The 19,409-nt window shown below is 66.6% G+C and carries 19 protein-coding genes; 3 read left to right on the top strand and 16 right to left on the bottom strand.

The window, feature by feature from the left end:
- Positions 1–2: 2 nt before the first annotated feature.
- From NWF22_RS17500 to NWF22_RS17455, 10 genes are read right to left on the bottom strand one after another with little or no spacing between them, the layout of a single operon-like run.
- Positions 3–2,819, bottom strand: a complete 2,817-nt coding sequence (locus NWF22_RS17500) for an MMPL family transporter (RefSeq protein ID WP_160902975.1) — start codon at positions 2,817–2,819, stop codon at positions 3–5.
- Positions 2,816–4,045, bottom strand: coding sequence for a nitroreductase family protein (locus NWF22_RS17495; RefSeq protein WP_160902974.1), 1,230 nt, complete (start codon positions 4,043–4,045; stop codon positions 2,816–2,818). Before NWF22_RS17495 ends, NWF22_RS17500 begins: the two co-directional genes overlap by 4 nt.
- Positions 4,033–4,761: a class II aldolase/adducin family protein gene (locus NWF22_RS17490; RefSeq protein WP_202398760.1), complete on the bottom strand. Its 729-nt coding sequence runs from the start codon at positions 4,759–4,761 to the stop codon at positions 4,033–4,035. Before NWF22_RS17490 ends, NWF22_RS17495 begins: the two co-directional genes overlap by 13 nt.
- 39 nt (positions 4,762–4,800) lie before the next feature.
- The gene (locus tag NWF22_RS17485; protein WP_160902972.1) at positions 4,801–5,892 is read right to left on the bottom strand and encodes an acyl-CoA dehydrogenase family protein; all 1,092 of its coding nucleotides are present in this window, start codon (positions 5,890–5,892) and stop codon (positions 4,801–4,803) included.
- A gap of 8 nt (positions 5,893–5,900) precedes the next feature.
- A complete protein-coding gene (locus NWF22_RS17480) occupies positions 5,901–6,653 on the bottom strand; it encodes a dihydrodipicolinate reductase C-terminal domain-containing protein (RefSeq protein WP_160902971.1) in 753 nt (250 codons plus the stop codon).
- Positions 6,654–6,666: 13 nt separating this feature from the next.
- A complete protein-coding gene (locus NWF22_RS17475; protein WP_202398759.1) occupies positions 6,667–6,936 on the bottom strand; it encodes a phosphopantetheine-binding protein in 270 nt (89 codons plus the stop codon).
- Positions 6,929–8,389, bottom strand: coding sequence for a class I adenylate-forming enzyme family protein (locus tag NWF22_RS17470; protein ID WP_160902969.1), 1,461 nt, complete (start codon positions 8,387–8,389; stop codon positions 6,929–6,931). Before NWF22_RS17470 ends, NWF22_RS17475 begins: the two co-directional genes overlap by 8 nt.
- Entirely contained in the window at positions 8,386–8,847 is a 462-nt protein-coding gene (locus NWF22_RS17465; RefSeq protein ID WP_160902968.1) for a type II toxin-antitoxin system RatA family toxin, read from the bottom strand. The genes NWF22_RS17470 and NWF22_RS17465 overlap by 4 nt, the downstream gene beginning before the upstream one ends.
- 40 nt (positions 8,848–8,887) lie before the next feature.
- The gene (locus NWF22_RS17460; RefSeq protein ID WP_160902967.1) at positions 8,888–9,910 is read right to left on the bottom strand and encodes an SDR family oxidoreductase; all 1,023 of its coding nucleotides are present in this window, start codon (positions 9,908–9,910) and stop codon (positions 8,888–8,890) included.
- Positions 9,907–11,178 (bottom strand): aspartate aminotransferase family protein, encoded by a 1,272-nt coding sequence (locus NWF22_RS17455; protein ID WP_325064868.1) that lies wholly within the window; start codon positions 11,176–11,178, stop codon positions 9,907–9,909. The genes NWF22_RS17460 and NWF22_RS17455 overlap by 4 nt, the downstream gene beginning before the upstream one ends.
- 180 nt (positions 11,179–11,358) lie before the next feature.
- Here NWF22_RS17455 and NWF22_RS17450 point away from each other — a divergent pair, with 180 nt between their 5' ends.
- The gene (locus NWF22_RS17450; RefSeq protein WP_202398758.1) at positions 11,359–12,012 is read left to right on the top strand and encodes a TetR/AcrR family transcriptional regulator; all 654 of its coding nucleotides are present in this window, start codon (positions 11,359–11,361) and stop codon (positions 12,010–12,012) included.
- A 29-nt stretch (positions 12,013–12,041) separates the two neighbouring features.
- Here NWF22_RS17450 and NWF22_RS17445 read toward each other — a convergent pair whose 3' ends face one another.
- Both NWF22_RS17445 and NWF22_RS17440 read right to left on the bottom strand, forming a co-directional pair.
- On the bottom strand, positions 12,042–12,437 hold the full coding sequence (locus tag NWF22_RS17445) for an NUDIX hydrolase (RefSeq protein ID WP_160902966.1): 396 nt from the start codon (positions 12,435–12,437) through the stop codon (positions 12,042–12,044).
- On the bottom strand, positions 12,434–13,897 hold the full coding sequence (locus NWF22_RS17440) for a carboxyl transferase domain-containing protein (protein WP_373691932.1): 1,464 nt from the start codon (positions 13,895–13,897) through the stop codon (positions 12,434–12,436). The genes NWF22_RS17445 and NWF22_RS17440 overlap by 4 nt, the downstream gene beginning before the upstream one ends.
- A 97-nt stretch (positions 13,898–13,994) precedes the next feature.
- Between NWF22_RS17440 and NWF22_RS17435 the strand changes: the two genes are divergently transcribed.
- Positions 13,995–14,453, top strand: coding sequence for an SRPBCC family protein (locus NWF22_RS17435; RefSeq protein ID WP_160902964.1), 459 nt, complete (start codon positions 13,995–13,997; stop codon positions 14,451–14,453).
- 24 nt (positions 14,454–14,477) lie between these two features.
- On the opposite strand, the gene NWF22_RS17430 is transcribed toward NWF22_RS17435, so the two are convergent.
- The 4 genes from NWF22_RS17430 to sucC form a co-directional block, all read right to left on the bottom strand.
- Positions 14,478–14,969, bottom strand: coding sequence for an RDD family protein (locus NWF22_RS17430; RefSeq protein WP_160902963.1), 492 nt, complete (start codon positions 14,967–14,969; stop codon positions 14,478–14,480).
- Positions 14,962–15,666, bottom strand: a complete 705-nt coding sequence (locus NWF22_RS17425) for a hypothetical protein (protein WP_160902962.1) — start codon at positions 15,664–15,666, stop codon at positions 14,962–14,964. The genes NWF22_RS17430 and NWF22_RS17425 overlap by 8 nt, the downstream gene beginning before the upstream one ends.
- A gap of 99 nt (positions 15,667–15,765) precedes the next feature.
- Positions 15,766–16,656 carry a succinate--CoA ligase subunit alpha gene (gene sucD / locus NWF22_RS17420; RefSeq protein ID WP_160902961.1) on the bottom strand — a complete coding sequence of 297 codons (891 nt, stop codon included), beginning with the start codon at positions 16,654–16,656 and terminating at the stop codon, positions 15,766–15,768.
- A 10-nt stretch (positions 16,657–16,666) separates the two neighbouring features.
- Positions 16,667–17,830, bottom strand: a complete 1,164-nt coding sequence (sucC, locus tag NWF22_RS17415) for an ADP-forming succinate--CoA ligase subunit beta (protein WP_160902960.1) — start codon at positions 17,828–17,830, stop codon at positions 16,667–16,669.
- 417 nt (positions 17,831–18,247) lie between these two features.
- On the opposite strand from sucC, the gene NWF22_RS17410 reads away from it, so the two are divergent.
- A complete protein-coding gene (locus NWF22_RS17410; protein ID WP_160902959.1) occupies positions 18,248–19,363 on the top strand; it encodes a M23 family metallopeptidase in 1,116 nt (371 codons plus the stop codon).
- Positions 19,364–19,409: the final 46 nt, after the last annotated feature.

Raw genomic sequence — 19,409 nt, 5'->3', positions numbered from 1 at the left:
GACTACTCCCGCAGCTGAGCCCGCTCGAGGACCGGCCTCAGGAATCCGGGAGCCCACCAGTTCCAGACCCCGGCGATCCGCATGAACGCCGGTACCAGAACCATCCGGAGCAGAGTCGCATCGACGAGGACCGCAACGGTGAGCACCACGCCGAAGATCCGCATCAGGGAGACCTCGCTGGTGATCATCCCGGCGAACACCACCGCCATGATCAGCGCCGCGGCGGTGATCACCCGACCCGAACGTGCGATACCCACCGCCACCGCACGATCGTTGTCCGCGGCCGTCTTGGCGGAGCTGTCCCATTCTTCCCGGAATCGCGCCAACAGGAACACTTCGTAGTCCATGGAGATCCCGAAGGCGAAGCAGAACAGCAGGACCGGCACGGTCGCCACGGTGTAGCCGGTCACCGTGGTGCCGAGCCCGCCGAGGTGTCCGTCCTGGAAGATCCACACGACTGCACCGAAGGATGCCAGTAGTGACAACGTGTTGAGCACAAGGGCTTTGAGCGGGAGTATCACGCTGCCCGTCAGCAACATGATCAGGACGAACATACTCGCCGCGATCCACACCGCGGCGAGCGGGAAGCCGTCCATGATCGCGCGTTTGGTGTCCCGGGTCTGCTGCGCGAGCCCGCCGAACAGGACGTCACCGGGTGCGGGGACTGCGCGCAACGCATCGAGTTGTGCACGCGCCTGTGACGAATAGGGGTCCACGGTGGTGTTGACGCGTAGGTGTACGGCACCGTCCTGCGCGGCCGCGGCGTTCCCCGGTCCGACCCGTGTCCCGTCGACGAATGCCGCGCTGGGTGTCACCACCCCGGTGACGGCGTCGGCTGTCGACAACTCCCGCGCATACCCGTCGACCGCCTCTGTCGAGGCACCGTCGGCGTCCACAAGGACGATATCCACCGCGCCGGTCGGATCCGTACTCAAGTGGTCGCGCACCTGGTCACCTCCGACATGTGCCTGTGCGCTCGCGGGCAGCACCCGGTCGTCGGGCAGACTCACGTTGAGTCCGAGCGCCGGCGCACCCAGCGCGAGCAGCAACGCCAGCACCGGCAGTCCGAATGTCCAGGGGCGGGCCTGCACCGACCGTGCCAGTCGGAACAACCGGCTGGACTCCACTGGCGGAGGATCCGCAGGCACACGCTTGTTGATCCTGGTTCCCAGCAACGTCAGTGCCGCCGGCACACACACCGTCGCCAGCACAACGGAGAGAATCACCACGGCGATGCCCGCGTACGCCACCGAACGAAGGAACGGCATCGGGAACACCAGGGTGCCCACCAGGACAAGGGCCACGGTGATACCGGAAAAGCGCACCGCTCGTCCCGCGCGAGCGCACGCGACCGCGATGGCCCCGGTCTGATCATGCCCTCGCCCCAACTCTTCCCGGTAGCGGCTGATGATCAGCAACGAATAGTCGATGGCCAAAGCCAGGCCGAGGGCGGTGGCGATGTTGAGTGCGAAGACCGAGACGTCGGTGATCAACGTGAACAGGTACAGCACCGCACTGGTCATCACGATCCCGATACCACCGATGACAACGGGTATCGCGGCACCCACCAGGCTGCGCAGGAAGAGCACAAGAAGAAGGAAGGCAATAGGGAGTGCGAACATCTCTGCCCGCGTGAGATCCTCGGCTGCTTGTGCATTCACGTCGTGAAATACCACCGCCTGTCCGGTGGCACCGACCGTGACGTCGCCGAACTCGCCGGTGAGATCGTCGGCGATGGCTCGCGCGGCGGCGGGGGCCGTGGCATCGTCGCCGGCCATCGCCGCGACGATCACCCCGAGCTCGCCGTCATCGCTGAAAAGTGAGGCAGCGCTACCGGGGTCGGACCATGGCGACACCACGGCCCGCACCGCCGGATCGTCGCGTAACGTCTGCTCGATCGCATCGGCGCGTGCCGCGGCGTCACCGGACCGCACATCCGGCGCCGACACGGTGAGGATCAGCTGCATGCCACCGATGTCGTAGTCCTCGGCGAGGATGTTCGCCACCCGCGACGATTCCGATGAGGGATTCACGAATCCGCCCGCGGACAGGCGATCCTGAACCAGTCCACCGAGGAGAGCGCAGAGCAACGCCAGCACGCCCACGGTGCCCAGTACCAGCTTCGGGTGCCGGATCGACACTCCGGTGACGCGACCTGTCTTCGGTTGCGGTGGTGGGTCTCCGACTGGGCCGGCGCCACTCGGGGGTCTCCAGGTCAACGGGGTGATGGCAACTCCGTCGGTGAGTTCGACGTCGGGTCCCAGGGTCCACCCCAGCACCTCGCACATCTCGGCGACGCCCTCCCCTTTTGCTTCGCCGTAGCAGGGGATGCGGTGCTCACGGGCGTACGCCATGGCACGCTTGAACAGCAGACCGCCGCCGCCCAACGCTGACGATCCGACGTACCAGCAGTACAGGTGTGGCTCTTTGAGCTGATGCGACTTCGCCTTGCTGAGCATCGCGACCATCCGCAACGAGGTCAGCACACCGATGAGGAACATCGCCTTGAGTCTCAGGAACACCGAGAACCACGGGAAGGGTGAGCGCCCGGGCGGGTAGGCCAGCAGCACACCGGTGATCTTTCCACCGGAGCCGTAAGCGGCATGGACGAAGCCACCGGCACGAGCGCAGATCTCCACCTCGCCGCGGAAGTACTGGTACAGCGCCCGTTCCGCGCGATCGGCGTCGAACGGACGAACTTTGGCCCACAGCTTGTCGTCGGCGAACGCATCGGCGAGTACCTGCGCGGCCTCCGCCCGTCGCGATTCCGCGACATTCGTCTGCAATGCACTCGGCCGATCACTCAGCACGTCGGTCACCGCCGTACCCCGCTTCCCGTCAACTCCCGATTCCGAAGGTGCCCCTCGGCTGTCAGTGCATCGAGTTTGGCCTCCGTCGCTGCGGCGATGTCAGCGCCGACAGCAACCACGTAGAACGCCACATGCCCGGGTGGCAGCAATGGTCGCCACGCGCGCGGGTCGATCCCGCCGATGCCGGTCACACCCAACCGTCGCGCGGTCGCCTCCAGGTAGATGCTCTGACCAATGACGCCTGCCGCCAACAGCATGCGTTGCCGGTCCGGGTCGACACAGTTCTGATGCGGCTGTTCTGCGCTCATCACCACCACCGCGTCCGGCCCGCAGAGATGCCGCTGGCCGGCCAGCGCGACACTCAACTCATCCTGTGGCAGGTACCGATCGAGTTCCGCACGTCCAACCATCGTGAGATGGGGTGCGGCGATGTTCAGCCGCATGAGGTTCTCCCGCCCCGAGGCGATCGCCGCATCCAAGCAACCTTCGGCTTCGGCAACCGAACCGGGTGCGCCGAACCGCGGAGCCGACTTGCGCCGCGGCGACACCGCGGGCCAGGTGTCATCGAATCTCATCCCAGCGAGGTCGAGCGGTTCCGGGGACTGGTCCGGCGCTATGGCCACGGCGGTCTGTTCGAACTCGTTGCGAGTCCGCGGTGCCGCCGGGTCGGCGATGTCGAGGACCCATCCCGACGCCGCGCCAGACGCCGATGGGGCGATCACCCCGATCGCGCGCGGCACGCCGCCGAGTTGCTCGGAGAGTCCGACCGATCGCTCACGCAGTCTCGCGCTCAATGGATCTCGCCCCGATCGCATACCCAGATTGACCAGCGCATGCCCGATGTCGAGCAGGTGGTACAGGTAGCCACGGCGTCCGTACTTGCGCATTGACAGCCAGGGCCGACCGATCACCATCCAGCCGTAGTGATCTACGTCGGTCGGCAGGGGGGTGTTCTCGGGTACGCGCAGCTTGCGGGTCACCGGATCGAGCACGGCCGCCGAACAGAACTCGGGGTCGGTGATCACGACGTCATAGGGATACAACGCACCGGCCGAAGGAACGAAACGCCGCGCCGTGTCACCGTTGCGACCCACCGCAGCATCGATCTCGGCGATGGCCCGGTCAAGCGCACCCACGATCGGGGCCGAACGGCTCGACGAGTACGGGGGCAACGCAACCAGGTCATCCCAATTGATCGTGTGCCCACCGGATTCCGGAGGTGTCACGGTGTCCACGTCTGAACCTCCGGGCTTCGACGGCTGACGCTGCGCCGCAGATGATTCCAGTAGGACTTCACCGAAAGATCCGCGAAGATGTAATTACGTTTGGCGTCCACATCACTCGACGACGACACACTGAAGGGAAGGCGGGTCGACAGCGCCGTGAGTTGGAGCCGACACGCACGCTCGAGCATCAGCGCATGGACCACGGCATGCCGCACGCTCTTGCCGACCACCACGCTGCCGTGATTCACCAGGAAAACCCCGACGCCGTCACCCAACGATTCGGCGATGCGGTCGGCGACCTCGATGGTGAGGACCGTATTGCTGGTGTCGGTGAAATGCGACACCTGCCCGGACAGCAAGGCGCCCTCGTGACTCAGCGCCACGATCGGTTCGTCCAATGCGCCGAACACCAGGCCGTCCGGCGCGTGACTGTGCACAATGCCACCGACGTCGGGCCGCGCCGCATAGATCGCCTGATGGAGCGGCAACTCCGGTGGCGCCAGCCGGTGTGGTCGTGCAGTCGCATCGACCTGGGCTTCGACGAACTCCGCGGGTGTGACCTCGTCGAAACCCACCATGGCGTTCTTGATCGCGAACTCTGCGGCACCCGGAACGCGACAGGACACCTGGCCCTGGTTGAAATCGTCGTGCCCACCCTCCGACAGCGCCCGCGCGCCGATACATGCTTGTGTCACCAGGGACTGACCGATCCCTGCGGTTGCCACCGACATCTCATCCCTCCAACGATGTGTACGAACTGATGCTCACAGCCGCTCGGCAATGACCAGCCGCTGAATGTGATTGGTCCCCTGCAGGATCTGCAAGAGTTTGGCCTCACGCATATGCCGCTCGGCTGGGACGCCCGCCCGGTAGGCCTCCGCCCCGAACACCTGGACCGCGCTGCTGGTGACGGCCGCCGCGGTGTCGGTGGCGAACAGCTTCGCCTTGGCAGCCGACTGCACTGCCGTCGGCGCACCGGCCGCGTAATCGTCTGCCGCCGAGCGCACCAGAGCGCGAGCGGCATCGATCTGTGTGGCCATGTCGGCGAGCTGAAAGCCCACGCCTTGGTGCCGAATCACCGGCACCCCGAACTGAACTCGGGACTTCGCGTAACGGACGGCATGGGCGGCCGCGGCATCGGCAAGCCCCACCGCCGCGGCAGCCAGTCCCAGTCGCCCTTGAACCAGCATGACCTCGGCGAGGCGAGCGCCGCGATCCGGTCGGGACAGCAACCGCTCGGTCGGCACCGCAACATCCCGGAAGTCGATGTCGGCCGACGGCAGCGCCGCCGCGGCGTGCTTGTCCAGCACCTGTCCCACCTCGACTCCGGGGGTGTCGGCATCGATCAGAAAGCAGGTGATGCCGGTGAGTCCGGTGCCCCGGGTCCGGGCGTAGACGACGAGCAGGTCCGCGATGGGGGCATGCCCGACCCAGGTCTTCGTCCCGTTGAGGACGTAGCCGTCCTCGGTTCGCTCTGCGCACAGGGCGATTGCACCCATGTCGGAGCCCGCGGTGGGCTCGCTGATGCAGTTGGCACCGATCTTGCGCCCGGATCGCAGATCGTCGAGCACATCGGCGCCGACCGACGGTCCGGCACCCGCTGCCACGGTGGCCGCCACCAACGACTGCAGATGTACGGATTCAGCCAGCGACAGCCACGTGCGGGCGATCGTCGAGATGGCGTCGCAGAATATCCGCGCTCCACCGGAACCGTTGCCCTTGTCGATCATCAGATCGGCAATCCCGTAGCTCAGTAGCTCGCGGAACACCTTCGTCGGATGGTCGCCGGCTTGTTCGGCCGCATCGATGCCCTCCACTCCGGCGAGGCCGGCGTGTACGCGGTCAAGCAGACCCATGGCGCCGCTCACCGTCGACCGCCGATCCAGAACTCGGACTCGGGCCCTGGCGCTGGCGCTGGCTCGGCGACAGCCGAATTCATCGCGGAGAAGGCGTCCGACACTGTGTAGAAGCCCGGCTGCTGCCGCGCGAGCCAGACCGCCGTGGTGATTGCGGATCGTGCGGAGAGTCCGAGGTCCGCCACCGCGTGGGTGATCTGGATGCGGTTGCCGTCGACGGCGTACTCGACCCCGTGGTCGCATACCGGTCCCCCGGCACGCTCGACATGGGTGGACACGGGCCAATCGAACGCGTCGGCCATTTGCCGTGCGGTGCCAGACGGCGCATCAGTCTTTGAGACCGGGTGCCGCTCGGACACCACGGTGTGGCCCCGCTCCGGCAGGGTGGCGGCGACCCGCGCGAGCATCTGCACCGATTGCAGCATCACGTGCGCCAGCGGATTCAGGTTCGTCGCGCGACAGACGGCGACCCGGCTGCCGAGCTCGGTCAGCCTCTGCGTGCGCGCAGGACCCGGATTCGACACCCCGTACAGCACCGCTGCACCGGTCGCAGCACTGAGTTCCACGGTGGCGTCGAGCACGTCAGGTGCGGAGACATCGATGATCACGTCGGGTGTCGCGCCCCCCGGCCACGACTCCCGCGTGATCGCGAGCAGTTCCACATCGGGCGCTGTCCGGGCCGCCGCGCGGATGGCGGTCCCGAAGCGTCCGTCGGCCCCGATCAGGGCGACCCGGATCGTGTGGTCGCGACTACGCATCATCGACCTGATCCACTCACACCACGGCACCGATGTGGACGAGCTGATCGACGATGTGCTCGACCGAATCGTAGGGATCCAGTCCGCGGTCGTCGAGTCCCAACTCGATGCCGAACTTGATCTCGATGGCGTCGATGAGGCGCAGAAAGGCCAGCGAACTCATCCCTTCGTCGGCGAAGGTGCCCGGCATGGCGCGCGCAGACGACTCGGTGATCACCCCATCGGTCGCCGCTTCCACCATCACCGCCACATCGGCGAGCAGCTCATCGCGCATGGTGTCATTCACGTCCATCACTCCTCGACATCAGGGCGTTCTGCAGAAGTTCTTCCACCGCCGCGGACGGCACCTTGCCGGTCTGGCCCGTCGGCAGACGATCGACGGTGACGATCAGTTCCGGCACCTTGAAGGCGGCCAGATGGTTTCGGAGATGTCCGCGCAGTGCGTGCTCGTCACAACCGGTCTCGGATTGCACCACCGCGCCGAGCAGCTTGCGGTCCCCGGTTCCGGCGAATTGGACAACACGACAATCGATCACACCGCCGAAATCCATGATGGGCGCTGCCACGGATTCGGGGGTGAACTTGTTTCCGCCGACATTGAGCAGCTCCTCCACCCGGCCGTGCAGTCGTAGTTCACCATCGACGAATTCGCCTCGGTCCGAGGTGAGATACGCCCCGGACGCGCTCACCCGCTTCTCGAATTCACCCGGATAGTTGAGGTAGCGGGTGCCCATCGACGGGGTACGCACCCGCATTCGGCCCGGATGCGCTGCGGTCTGGTCGTCGAAATCGATTGTCACACCGGCCAACGGCCGTCCCTGCGAACCGTATGTACTGCCCGGGTTGAACGTGACCGGTCCGGTCTCGGCGATGCCGTAGTAGTCATTCACGTGTCCCGACATCTCGGCCAGCGCACGCGCGCTGTCCGGGTTCATCGGTGCAGCCGACGACAGCCGCAGCCGAAGGCCCCGCATCGCCGCTGCGGCCTCGGCATCGATGGACCCGATGTCGAACTGCGCGAGAGCGTCGTACAGGGCGGGAAAGGCCGTGAGCACCGTCGGACGCAACCGTCGCGTTTCCCGCAGGACGGTGCCACCACGCGGCAGTCCAGCCATCAGAACCATGTCCGCGCCGGTCAGCAGGCTCGGGATGAGCGTGGTGTTGAACGCGAGGCCGTTCGCGAAACCCGCTGCGAGCAGCGTCCGGTCGGCGTCGGTGAGGCCACTTCCCGCGGTCCAGGTGGTTGCCGCGGAGATGACGGCATCCGCCGAGAACTCGATGCACGCCGGCAGGCGCGTCGAACCCGAGGTCAGCCGTCCGAGCACCGAGTCGGATGCGAGTTCCGGCGCGACGCCGTCGAATCCGGTGGGCGCGATCCCCGATACGTCATCGATGGCCAGGCTGTCGGATGTCGGTGTCGCGGTGACGTGATGGCGGATTCCGCAGGCGTCGATGAGACGACGGATCTCGCCGCCGCCGAGCGCCGGATCGGCCAGAATCGGGAAGTGGCCGTCGGCGAGCAATGCAAGCAGCGTCGAGATGTAGCCCGGATGATTGCGGAGTGTGACCAGCACCCGCGACTGTGGCTCGACGACACGGCGAAAGTCCCTGCGCTTGCGGTCGGAATCGGTGAGTAGGGCGCCGAATGAGACGACCTGATCGAGATGATGGACCTCTGCGTGGGGATGCCGCGACATCCCATCGACCAGCGCGCGATAGAGCGCCGACTGCGGCATCATGACGGCACCGGCGTCGTGGGGTGGGCGACCGCGGCGATGATCGCTCGGTTGTTCCGTCGCAGTTCCCGTTCCGCGAGGGGGTTGAGCATGGCGGCCATCGACGGAATCCCGAAGTCGAACTCAGATCGGAACGTGATCACGCATCCGGCCTCGTGTTTCTCGACGCTCCAGTGGCCTTCGAGGTACGCGAGATCGCCGTCTATCAGCGAGAACGAGATCGTGCGGGCATCGTGATCGATGACGTCACGTTCGCGCCACTGCATCACACCTCGACGAAAGATCACCCCCCACGAGCTGATCTGCTCGCCCGGGCCGACCGGGGTGATCTCGATGCGCTCGACGTCGTCGACCAGCCCGGCCAGGGTTTCGAAGTCGCAGAGCCGCGCGAAGGCGGCGTCGGCGTCGCAGCCGTCGAGCGGATGGCTTTCGGTGACGACCGGGCGTGCGAGAGAGGTCATGTCATTTCCTGTTCTCGTGGGTGGGCGTACGCGAGATGGTCTATCGAACTGCCAGCGGTGACCGGCGTTGCTGCTGTGCGACATAGCGCACGGACGTACGCAGCAAGTCCTCGGCATCGGCGGTGGTCATCGCCGGTGGACCGTCGGGCAGCGTTCCCAGCGACGTCGGGAACTCGTCCACCGGGAAGAGCGAGGATACGGTCGCCAACAGATTGGCCACCTTCGTCTTCGAGCGATCGTCGAGATCGGCGAAGAAGGCCGGTCGCAACAGACGGTCGAAGAAGTCCATGTCCACGCGGCGGATCGGGCTCACGTCGACTCCGCACTCGACGGCGGTGTCGACGATGAGCTCGAGCACGCGCTCGGCTCGCAGTGCGGCGGATCCGGCGGTGGCCCAAAAGATTCCCTCGGCATCAGGATGGTCGATGAGGGCTGCGATGGCGTCGGCCACGACGTCGCATGCCACCAGATCGCCCCGGGCGTCCGCGTCCACGATCGCCATCGGGATTCCCTGGGTCAGAACCGACTTCGTCAGGCTGTGAAATCCCTGGTACTCACTGATCTGCCCGGTCACCGAGTGGCCGGTGATGACCGACGGCCGGACGATGACATGGCGAACTCCGCTGCGCTGCACGATCTTCTCTCCGCGGCGCTTGCTGGCGAGATAACGCGAGGGATGCATGGTGGCATATCCGCCGGTGATGTCGGCCTGGGCCTCTCGATCGACGTAGGCCGTGCTGACATGGATCACCCTGGCCTCTGCACGCCTGGCGAACTCGGTGATGTTCACGACGCCGCGGACGTTGAGTTCCTCGACGGTGTCGATGCCGGCCGTGAAGTCGACGTTGGCCGCGCAGTGCACGATGACGTCCACCCGATCAGCCAGGTCGTCCCACGCTGCCTGCGCCAGACCGAGGTGAGGCCGCCGTAGGTCCGCGGTGACCGAATCGACGCCCTCCACGGCCCGGCGATGGGCCAGCGCGATGACCCCCGGGCCGTCGAGCCGCTCGCGCACGGCGGTTCCCAACACACCGGACGCCCCGGTGATCAGAACGGTGGTCATGAGTTCCCTTCCACGTCGGCGGCACATGCGTCTCGGACAGCACGGCAGGCATTGGCCAGCGAGCGAAGCAGCCATTCCTCGTCGCCCGCCGAGAAGATCGCCGGCGGAGTGAGCCGCAGCACCGTCGACGAATTGAGCGAGTGATTGACGAGCACCCGCTGCTCGATCAGCGCACCGAGCATCTCCGCCGCGACGTCCGGCCGCGTCAGTTCGATGCCGATCAACAGACCGCGCCCGCGGACCTCGGCCACGAGTCCGGGGCACTCTCGCTCGCAGATCTCGCGGACCGCGGGCAACAGGCGCTGCCCGAGTTCCTGGGCCCTCCCCGGCAGGTCTTGCGCCTCGATCACGTCGAGAGCGGCGGATACTGCCGCCATCGCCATCGGCGATCCGGAGAACGTCGAGGTGTGCAGACAGAAGTCGGCGTCGAACGGCGCGAAGATCTCCGCGGTCGTCACCGCCGCCGAGGCCGGCACCACGCCACCGCCAAGGCTCTTACCCGTCAGCAGGATGTCGGGCACCACCCCCTCGGCCTCCGAGGCCCACCAGGAACCCGTCCGGCCGAGTCCGGTCATGATCTCGTCGACGATGAGCAGCGCTCCGAATTCACGGCACGCCGCCGCGACTCCCCGCAGATATCCAGATGGAGGCACGATGGCCCCTGCCTCACCCTGAATCGGCTCGAGGATCACACACGACGCGTCGCCCGCAAGGGCCAGCGCGTCCCGCAACGCGCCCACATCGCCGTAGGTCACCAGGCGACTCGCGGGCAGAACCGTTCGAAACGGCCCCTGGTATGTCTCGTTGCCGGTGACGCTCAGCGAACCGATCGTCTTGCCATGATATCCCCCGACCATCGAAATGAATCGCGATTTTCCCTGCGCAACAGCCATTTTCAGGGCAGCCTCGGTAGCTTCGGTACCCGATCCGGCGAAATAGACCTTGGTCAACCCGGCGGGGGTGACCGATGCGAGGCGCGCCGCCGCTTCGGCCACCGTGGATTCCAGCAGCACCTTCGACGCGACGGGATGTCGGTGCAGCTGACGACTCACCGCGTCGACAACCACGGGATGGCAGGCACCGAGGAGAAAAACCCCGTATCCACCGCAGTTGAGGTACTCCTCGCCCGTGTCGGTCCAGAGCCGAGATCCCCGACTTCGGACCTCCACCATGCCGCCGAAGACCCGGCCGAGCATCGCCCTGGCGGAGCCGAGATGCGCAGCGGTCGAATCGATTGTGGGAGTCGTCGTTTCAGTTACCAGACTCACAGCTGGCGCGCCCTTCTCTGAGGCGAGGAGTTACCTCGCTGGAAACCGGATGCCGCGACGTCGAGACTCGTTCAACTTCTGGATACGTCTGCTTCTGAATGTGTGCGCTTCTGAATACGTCCGTATTCAGTCAGGCAAGAGTACTGCCTCGTGACCCTCGTCTGTCAAACTTGACGGGCCATGAGTGATCTACCGAACAGGCCCTACAACGGGGTGGACAGCGAGAAGCGCGTCGCGATGCGCAAAGAGCGACTGCTGCATGCCGGCTTGGAGATCCTCGGAAACCCCCAGGGGCCCGAATCACTGACGTTGCGGACGATCTGCGGTCGGGCGCACTTGGCGCAGCGCTACTTCTACGAGAGCTTCGCCGACAAGGATGAGTTCGCGGCCGCTGTCTACGACTGGAGTATCGCGACACTGCTCGAAGCCGCGAAGGCAGCGTTCGCCCAGAAGGGTCCCGATCCGGCCCGCGCCGGTGTCGTCGGCGTCGTGGAGGCCATCGCCGACGACCAGCGAATCGGGCAGCTGTTGTTCAGTCCCCACCAGCTCAATGCCACGCTCGTTCGCAAACGGTTCGAGTCGACCGCGACCTTCGTCGAGGTGTTCAGCAAGTATCTGCGCAGCGAGTATCAACTCGACGAGCACGGCCAGGCGCCGCTGCTCGCGCACTTCCTCGTCGGCGGTGCCGGGCAGGCGATCGCGGCCTGGCTCAACGGCGACGTCGCGGTCAGCCGAGATCAGGTCATCGAGGATCTGGTGGAGATGCTGGCCGCACACGGCGTGGGCGGCGACGGCTCACAGCGGCTCGGGACGCAACGATACGTGTCGGAGTGAGCAGCAGTCCCCGACTCCTGACTCTCACGTCAGCGCATCAGGCCGTATCGGGACAGGTGCGCAAGCAGTCCGTGGGTCAACGGGAGGTCGCCGAGTTCCGGTACCGGCACCCACCGCGCGTCAGCGGCGTCGTCGCCCGCCCGTAGCGTCCCCGATCGCACCTCGGCGACGAAGTCGTGGACCTCGAAGACAACAGCGTCGGCGGGTATGTCGACCACCCACGCCTTCTCCCCGACCTCAACGTGCAGACCGGTCTCCTCCAGGACTTCGCGGGCCACCGCAGCCTCCAGGGACTCTCCCGCCTCGACCTTGCCGCCGGGCACGGTCCAGCGCCCTGCCTGCGGCGGATGGGCGCGTTGCACCAACAGCAACCGGTCGGCGTCGTCCCACACGATCGCGCCGACGCCGACGATGCGGCGGGTCATCGGTCACCGCCCGGTGTCCGGGTCCGACGTCGCATCGACGGGCGCGATCTGGCGTCCAACGCTTCGCCGATCACCGCCCGCAATCGAGCGGGTCCGTCGGTGGCGGTGAGATCGACCACGCGGTCGACCGTCCCGTCCGCGACCAGGGCTGCGGCCGCGATGCGCTGTGCGTCGGCCAGCGCGGCAGCATGGTCGGTGTCGTGATGCACGATGACGCTCGCACCTTCCGGGGGGAGAGGCGACAGCCACGCGTCGGCCGCGGCGATCCGCCAGTCCGCCGGGAACAACGCCAGTGCCGCGCCACCGGCTCCCTGTCCCAGCAGGACCGAGACCGTCGGCACGGGAAGCCGGATCAGTTCGGCCGTGCACTGCGCGATCTCGCCTGCGAGACCGCCCTCCTCGGCCGCCACCGAGAGCTCGGCACCCGGGGTGTCGATGAAGGTCACCACCGGCAATCGCAGGTCGGCGGCGAAGGCGAACGCCCGCCGCACCGATCGCAGGTCGGTGGGCGTGATCAGTTCTCCGGCCCCCTGACGGGCGCGATCGTGACCGATGACGACGGTGACGTGCGTCCCGAAACGGCACAGCGCCAAGCAGATCGGTCCATCACCACGCAGGATGGCGACGTCGGTCCGACCGAGGACGTCGTACACGGCGGGACGGTCCGACGACCGGCTGGTGACCACCGCGTGCCAGGCGTCGCTCACCGGCTCGGCATCGTGCCCGGCCCCGGATGTGTCGGCGCCGTCGGCGCTGTCGGCGCTGTCGGCGCTGTCGGCGCTGTCGGCGAGCACCCCCAGCACGTCCGAGATCCGCGCCGCGAGTTGCTCGATGGGGAAGACGGCGTCGATCAATCCGCGACGGTGCAGATTCTCCGCGGTCTGCACACCGTCCGGAAAGGCCTCGCCATGCAGGCCCGCGTACACCCGCGGACCGAGAAAACCGATGAGCGCCGACGGCTGCGCCCAGGTGACATGGCCGAGCGATCCCCAGGAGGCGAACACACCGCCGGTCGTCGGATCTCGCAGGTAGACCAGGTAGGTGAGGCCTGCCGCCTTGTGTGCGAGCACCGCGCCGGTGATCGCGACCATCTCCAGGAATGCGGGGGTACCCTCCTGCATCCGGGTGCCGCCGGATGCGGGCAACGCGAGCACCGGAAGGCGTTCTGAGGTGGCGCGTTCGATCGCCCGGACAACCCGGCCACCGGCGACCTCGCCGATCGACCCGCCGAGGAAGCCGAATTCGCTGACCACCAAGGCCACGGCGACGCCGCCGATCGAACCACGTCCGGTCAGCACCGACTCGTCGACGCCGGTCCGCTCGCGCGCACGCTCCAGGGCGCTGCGATACGCGGGCGAAGCCGAACGACGATCGCTCGGCTCACCCCAGGACTCCCAGGTGCCGCGGTCGACCACCAGGTCGATCACCTTATGCGCGTCGAGATGCCGCCGGTCCGTCACGATGCCAGCGTAGTGGGACTCAGTCATCCGATGAGTGACCCGGTTGCGGTCGGTCATACTGCATGCACACCATTCACGGGAAAAGGAGAACCCGACCATGGGCGACTACGAGGTGACCCGGTCCGCGACAATCGCAGCGGCTGCGGAGCAGATCTATCCACTCATCGTCGATCTGCACGAATGGCGGCGATGGTCACCCTGGGAGGACATCGATCCCGACCTGAACCGGGACTACTCGGGCGCGGATTCTGGTGTCGGCGCCAAGTACGCGTGGTCGGGAAACCGCAAGGCCGGTAAGGGCACGATGCAGATCATCGACGTCACCGAACCCACCCGTGTCGCCGTGCAGGTGGCCTTCGAGAAGCCGATGAAGTCGACCAGCACCAGCGTCTTCACCCTCGCACCACGCGGCGCGCAGACCGAGGTGACCTGGACGATGACCGGCCCGCACTCGTTGTTCTCCCGCGTCGCCGCACCGCTGGGCATCTTCGACAAGATGCTCGGCAAGGACTTCGAAAAGGGTTTGGCATCACTGAAATCCGCGGCCGAGGCCTGAACGCGTCGAAACTAACCCGGCGGATCAGCGTGAGTAGATGACGCGCGTTCCCAGGATCACGTCTTGGATGGACCGTCGTCTGAGGTCGACGGCGGCCCAGGCCAGGCCGATGGGGAAGAATGTGTAGAAGACCGCGCGGATCAGGGCGATGCTGGGGCGCATGACATCTCGTTTCCGACCGCGCACCCGCAGTCCCATCACGACACAGCCCAGAGTGCGACCCGAGATCGCCCAGCACAGCGTGTTGTAGCCGATCGACGCCACGATCAGGCCGGCCGCGGTGAACAGTGGGCCCGGGTTGGGGAAGGAGAACGAGGAGGCGTTGACAACCAGCATCGCGACGGCGAACCCGATGTAGGCGCTGCCCAGCAGCGCCCAGACGGTGGCCAGATCGATGAAGGCGGCGATGCCACGGCTGACGATCCCCGCCGTCTTGTCGGTGTCGTGCACAACATGGTGCGCCGGCCCTTGCGCGTCGGAAACCCGATGGGCATCTGCGTCCCTCGCGTCAGTCATCGAGGGCCGCCGCGTCAGGCTGTTCGGCGGTCCCGTTGGCGCGCCGACGAAGGACCCGGCTCACGATGTTGGCGACCGCATCATCGGCTCGTTCGCCACTGCTGCGGACATCGGTCATCACGTCGGCGGTGACCGACGTGCTGGCCTCCCGGATGATGTCGGTGAGGTCCACGCCGTCGATGATGTCATTGGCCAGACCGATCATGTCTACGCGACCGAGGATGGCCTCGATGTCGATCCGGGCTGCGATGGCGTCGATGTCGATGGCGCGAGCGATCTCGTCGAGGTCGACCAGGGCCACGGCACCGTTGAGATCGACCCGATCGCGGATCACCGCGTCGAGGTCGACCCGATCCAGAATCGCCTCGATATCGAGGCCGGCAGCGACCTCGTTCAAATCCACGTTGTCGCGCACCAACCGCGTGAGATCCAGTTCCTCGACGATCGCCGAGACCACGATGGCCACGAGAGATTTGCCGCGGTCGACCACTTCCGGCGCCAGTGCCAGCACACGCTCACCCTCGGTCTCCAACCGCACCAATCCCCGACGACCCAACGATCCGACGACCGGAAGGCCGAGCGCGAATCGTGCGGCGGATCGCGATGCCCGCGCCGACACGACCACCGCGCGGGCGCCGACGGCGATCGCGCCCACCGTCAGAATGGCCTCCCGCGGCACCTCATTGTCTCGACCCACGGATGAATCGTAGTCGTGCACAGGTCGAAACACGGCAACAACGACGCAGCCGTCGTTCCCGTGGCGGGAACGACGGCTGCCTTCGGTGCGAGGTGCGGGTCAGAGGCTCTGGTAGAGCTCCCGGGCCAGCTTGGCGGTCTCGCTCGGCGTCTTGCCGACCTTGACGCCGGCGGCCTCGAGGGCCTCCTTCTTGGCCTGCGCCGTGCCCGAGCTGCCCGACACGATGGCGCCGGCGTGGCCCATCGTCTTGCCCTCCGGCGCGGTGAAACCGGCGACGTAGCCGACGACCGGCTTGGACACGTTGGCCTTGATGTAGTCGGCGGCACGCTCCTCGGCGTCACCACCGATCTCGCCGATCATCACGATGACCTTGGTGTCGGGGTCCTTCTCGAAGGCCTCGATCGCGTCGATGTGCGTGGTGCCGATGACCGGGTCGCCACCGATTCCGATCGCGGTGGAGAATCCGATGTCACGCAGCTCGTACATCATCTGGTAGGTCAGCGTGCCCGACTTCGACACCAGGCCGATCGGACCGGTGCCGGTGATGTTGTTCGGCGTGATGCCGACCAGCGACTCGCCGGGGGTGATGATGCCCGGGCAGTTGGGGCCGATGATGCGCGTCTTGTTGCCCTTGGACTGGTTGTAGGCCCAGGCGTACGCGCTGTCCTGTACCGGGATTCCCTCGGTGATGACCACGAGAAGCGGGATCTCCGCGTCGATGGCCTCGATGATGGCGTCCTTGGCGAACTTCGGCGGCACGAAGGCGATCGAGGTGTCGGCGCCGGTCTCCGTCATGGCCTCCGACACCGAACCGAACACCGGCAGCTCCACGCCACCGTCATGGCTGACGGTGGTGCCGGCCTTGCGGGCGTTGACACCGCCGACGATGTTGGTGCCGGCTTTCAGCATCAGGGCGGTGTGCTTGGTGCCCTCACCACCGGTGATGCCCTGGACGATGACCTTGTTGCTCTTGTTCAGAAAGATGGACATTCTGCTGCTCCTACTTGCTCGCCAGTTCGGCGGCCTTGTCGGCGCCGCTGTCCATGGTCTCGGCCAGCGTCACCAGCGGATGGTTCGCGTCGGCCAGGATCTTGCGGCCCTCCTCGACCTTGTTGCCGTCGAGGCGGACGACCAGAGGCTTGTTCGCCTCGTCCCCGAGTTTGTTCAGCGCGCCGACGATGCCGTTGGCGACCGCATCGCAGGAGGTGATGCCACCGAAGACGTTGACGAACACGCTCTTGACCTGCTCGTCACCCAGGATGACATCCAGGCCTGCGGCCATCACCTCGGCCGACGCGCCGCCGCCGATGTCGAGGAAGTTGGCCGGCTTGACACCCTGGTGCGCTTCGCCCGCGTAGGCGACGACGTCGAGGGTCGACATGACCAGACCCGCACCGTTGCCGATGATGCCGACCTGTCCGTCGAGCTTGACGTAGTTGAGGTCGTTCTCCTTGGCCTTGAGCTCCAGCGGGTCGGTGGCCTCTTTGTCCTCGAACGCCTCGTGACCGGGCTGACGGAAATCGGCGTTGGCGTCGAGGCTGACCTTGCCGTCGAGGGCGAGGATCTGATCGTCGGGGGTGCGGACCAGCGGGTTGACCTCTACGAGCAGAGCGTCTTCGTTGATGAACACCTCCCAGAGCTTCTGGATGGTGACAGCCGCGGCGTCGAGCACCTCGGCAGGCAGCTTGCCGGCCTCGGCGATGCTGCGCGCGAATGCGAGGTCGACGCCCTTGACGGCGTCGACGGGGATCTTGGCGAGAGCGTCGGGGTTCTCCTCGGCGGTGACCTCGATCTCGACGCCACCCTCGACCGAGCACATGGCCAGGTAGGTGCGGTTGGTGCGGTCGAGCAGGAAGGAGATGTAGTACTCCTCGGCGATGTCACTCGCCTCTGCGACCAGCAGCTTCTTGACAACATGCCCCTTGATGTCGAGGCCCAGAATGGCCTCGGCGTTGGCCACCGCGGCGTCGACGTCGGCGGAGTACTTCACGCCGCCGGCCTTACCGCGGCCGCCGACCTTGACCTGGGCTTTTACCATCACAGGTTTGCCGATTTCCTCGGCAATCTCACGTGCCCCGGCGACCGTGTCGGTAACGCGGCCGGCCGAGGTGGGCACCTCGTGCTTGGCGAAAAGTTCCTTCGCCTGGTATTCGAAGAGATCCATTCAGCTCACCATCTCGTAGATTTGTCCGCAGAAGGATGTAACACCGCAGGGGTGTTGTGCGGGCCATATCGGACTCTAAACCTGCCGCGTATGGGCTTTGTCAGTGCACCCACCGCTTGTGCGACAGATCACTCGGTCGGTAGCGCACGAGAGCCGCCCAGCACCCCGAACGGAGCACCACCGCGCCTGCGTGCTCTCATAGATCGTCCGCCGACAGACGGACTTCGGGTGCGGTATCGCGAACTTCGTGTTCACGTCATCCGAGTTGGGCTGCCGCACCGTGTGACCCGCCTCACATACCCCGGATTTTGCGGTCCCAGCGTTGGACTTGCCGCAATCATTTCGTTACCGTCGGCTGGCAGATCACAAAAGGATTACGGACGGTAACGCGGTAGTCCTCGCTAGTACAGAGATGAGGTGGACGATTTGACGGGACGTGGCCACTCCAGCCCGCCGGTCGCGACCACCGGGCGCCGCACCGCCCGCGACGACGACCAGACCGGCACCGAGGTCACCACGATCATCCCGATCGATGAGTTCGCCGACGCCGCGCCTGCGTGGGAATCCAGCGACGACACCTGGGACTCGAGTTCCTGGGACCGCTACTACCAGCCCACCCGCTCGGAGATCACCCAGGACATCCTGCTCCCGGAGAGCGAGTTCGACGGCTACGAGGTCGACGAGCCGCTCGACATGGCGGGCGCGCGGCCCGACGACTTCTCCCTGACGAGCACCGAGAGCGGCGAGATCCCGCTGCCGCTCGGGCCCGATGCGAAGCCGTTCCGCACCCGCACCGACACCGGAGTCACCCGCCGCCGCGGCAAGCACCGCATCAGCGCCCCGCCGACCGCACTGCAGGGTGGTCGTGCCGCACTCGTGGCCATGGCCGCCGGCGCAGCGGTCGCCGCCGTCGCGCAAGTGGGATCGTCCGACAACGCCACCACCCCCACACCCTCCAACGCAGCCAACGTGGGCACCACCGGGCAGACACCCGACCTGGGGCCCGGACTGGCCGCCACGACGCCGACGAAGGACATGAGCACCTTCACCGAGCAGCTTGCCGTCGGCGAGGCCCGGGCCGTTGCGGAGGCAAAGCGAGAGGCCGCTGCGCGCCGACCGTTGTTCGCCGCGCCGATGCTCGGCCAGTACGACTTCACCTCGGCGTTCGCGATGCGCTGGGGCAGCTTCCACGGCGGCATCGACATGGCCGCTCCGCTGGGCACGCCGATCCACGCGGTGACCGACGGTGTCGTCGTCGAGGCCGGCCCGGCGTCGGGCTACGGCAACTGGGTCCAGATCCGCGCCGACGACGGAACCATCACGATGTACGGGCACATGTCGTCCTCCGGCGTGCTGGTGCAACAGGGTCAGCGCGTGACCGCCGGCGACACCATCGCCCTGGTGGGCAACGAGGGCTTCTCCACCGGCCCCCATCTCCACTTCGAGGTGTGGAAAGACGGTACGACCAAGATCGACCCGGCCCCCTGGCTCGCGCAGCACGGCATCACGCTGTCGGGCTACACCGGCGGCTAGAGCCACCGCGCTCCCCACCGCGCACCCGGCTCCCCAACGCGCCCAG

It is taken from the genome of Gordonia mangrovi, assembly GCF_024734075.1.
GTDB classification, from domain to species: Bacteria; Actinomycetota; Actinomycetes; order Mycobacteriales; family Mycobacteriaceae; genus Gordonia; species Gordonia mangrovi.
Note: the sequence above shows the minus strand (reverse complement) of the source record. Positions and strands in the feature narration are given on the sequence as shown.

Excerpts from the sequence above, each read along its gene's own strand:
- NWF22_RS17485 (WP_160902972.1), bottom strand. The coding sequence starts at position 5,892 with ATGGGTCTGCTTGACCGCGTACACGCCGGCCTCGCCGGAGTGGAGGGC.
- NWF22_RS17480 (WP_160902971.1), bottom strand. The coding sequence starts at position 6,653 with ATGATGCGTAGTCGCGACCACACGATCCGGGTCGCCCTGATCGGGGCC.
- NWF22_RS17470 (WP_160902969.1), bottom strand. The coding sequence starts at position 8,389 with ATGATGCCGCAGTCGGCGCTCTATCGCGCGCTGGTCGATGGGATGTCG.
- NWF22_RS17465 (WP_160902968.1), bottom strand. The coding sequence starts at position 8,847 with ATGACCTCTCTCGCACGCCCGGTCGTCACCGAAAGCCATCCGCTCGAC.
- NWF22_RS17460 (WP_160902967.1), bottom strand. The coding sequence starts at position 9,910 with ATGACCACCGTTCTGATCACCGGGGCGTCCGGTGTGTTGGGAACCGCC.
- NWF22_RS17450 (WP_202398758.1), top strand. The coding sequence starts at position 11,359 with ATGAGTGATCTACCGAACAGGCCCTACAACGGGGTGGACAGCGAGAAG.
- NWF22_RS17445 (WP_160902966.1), bottom strand. The coding sequence starts at position 12,437 with ATGACCCGCCGCATCGTCGGCGTCGGCGCGATCGTGTGGGACGACGCC.
- NWF22_RS17435 (WP_160902964.1), top strand. The coding sequence starts at position 13,995 with ATGGGCGACTACGAGGTGACCCGGTCCGCGACAATCGCAGCGGCTGCG.
- NWF22_RS17430 (WP_160902963.1), bottom strand. The coding sequence starts at position 14,969 with ATGACTGACGCGAGGGACGCAGATGCCCATCGGGTTTCCGACGCGCAA.
- sucD (WP_160902961.1), bottom strand. The coding sequence starts at position 16,656 with ATGTCCATCTTTCTGAACAAGAGCAACAAGGTCATCGTCCAGGGCATC.
- sucC (WP_160902960.1), bottom strand. The coding sequence starts at position 17,830 with ATGGATCTCTTCGAATACCAGGCGAAGGAACTTTTCGCCAAGCACGAG.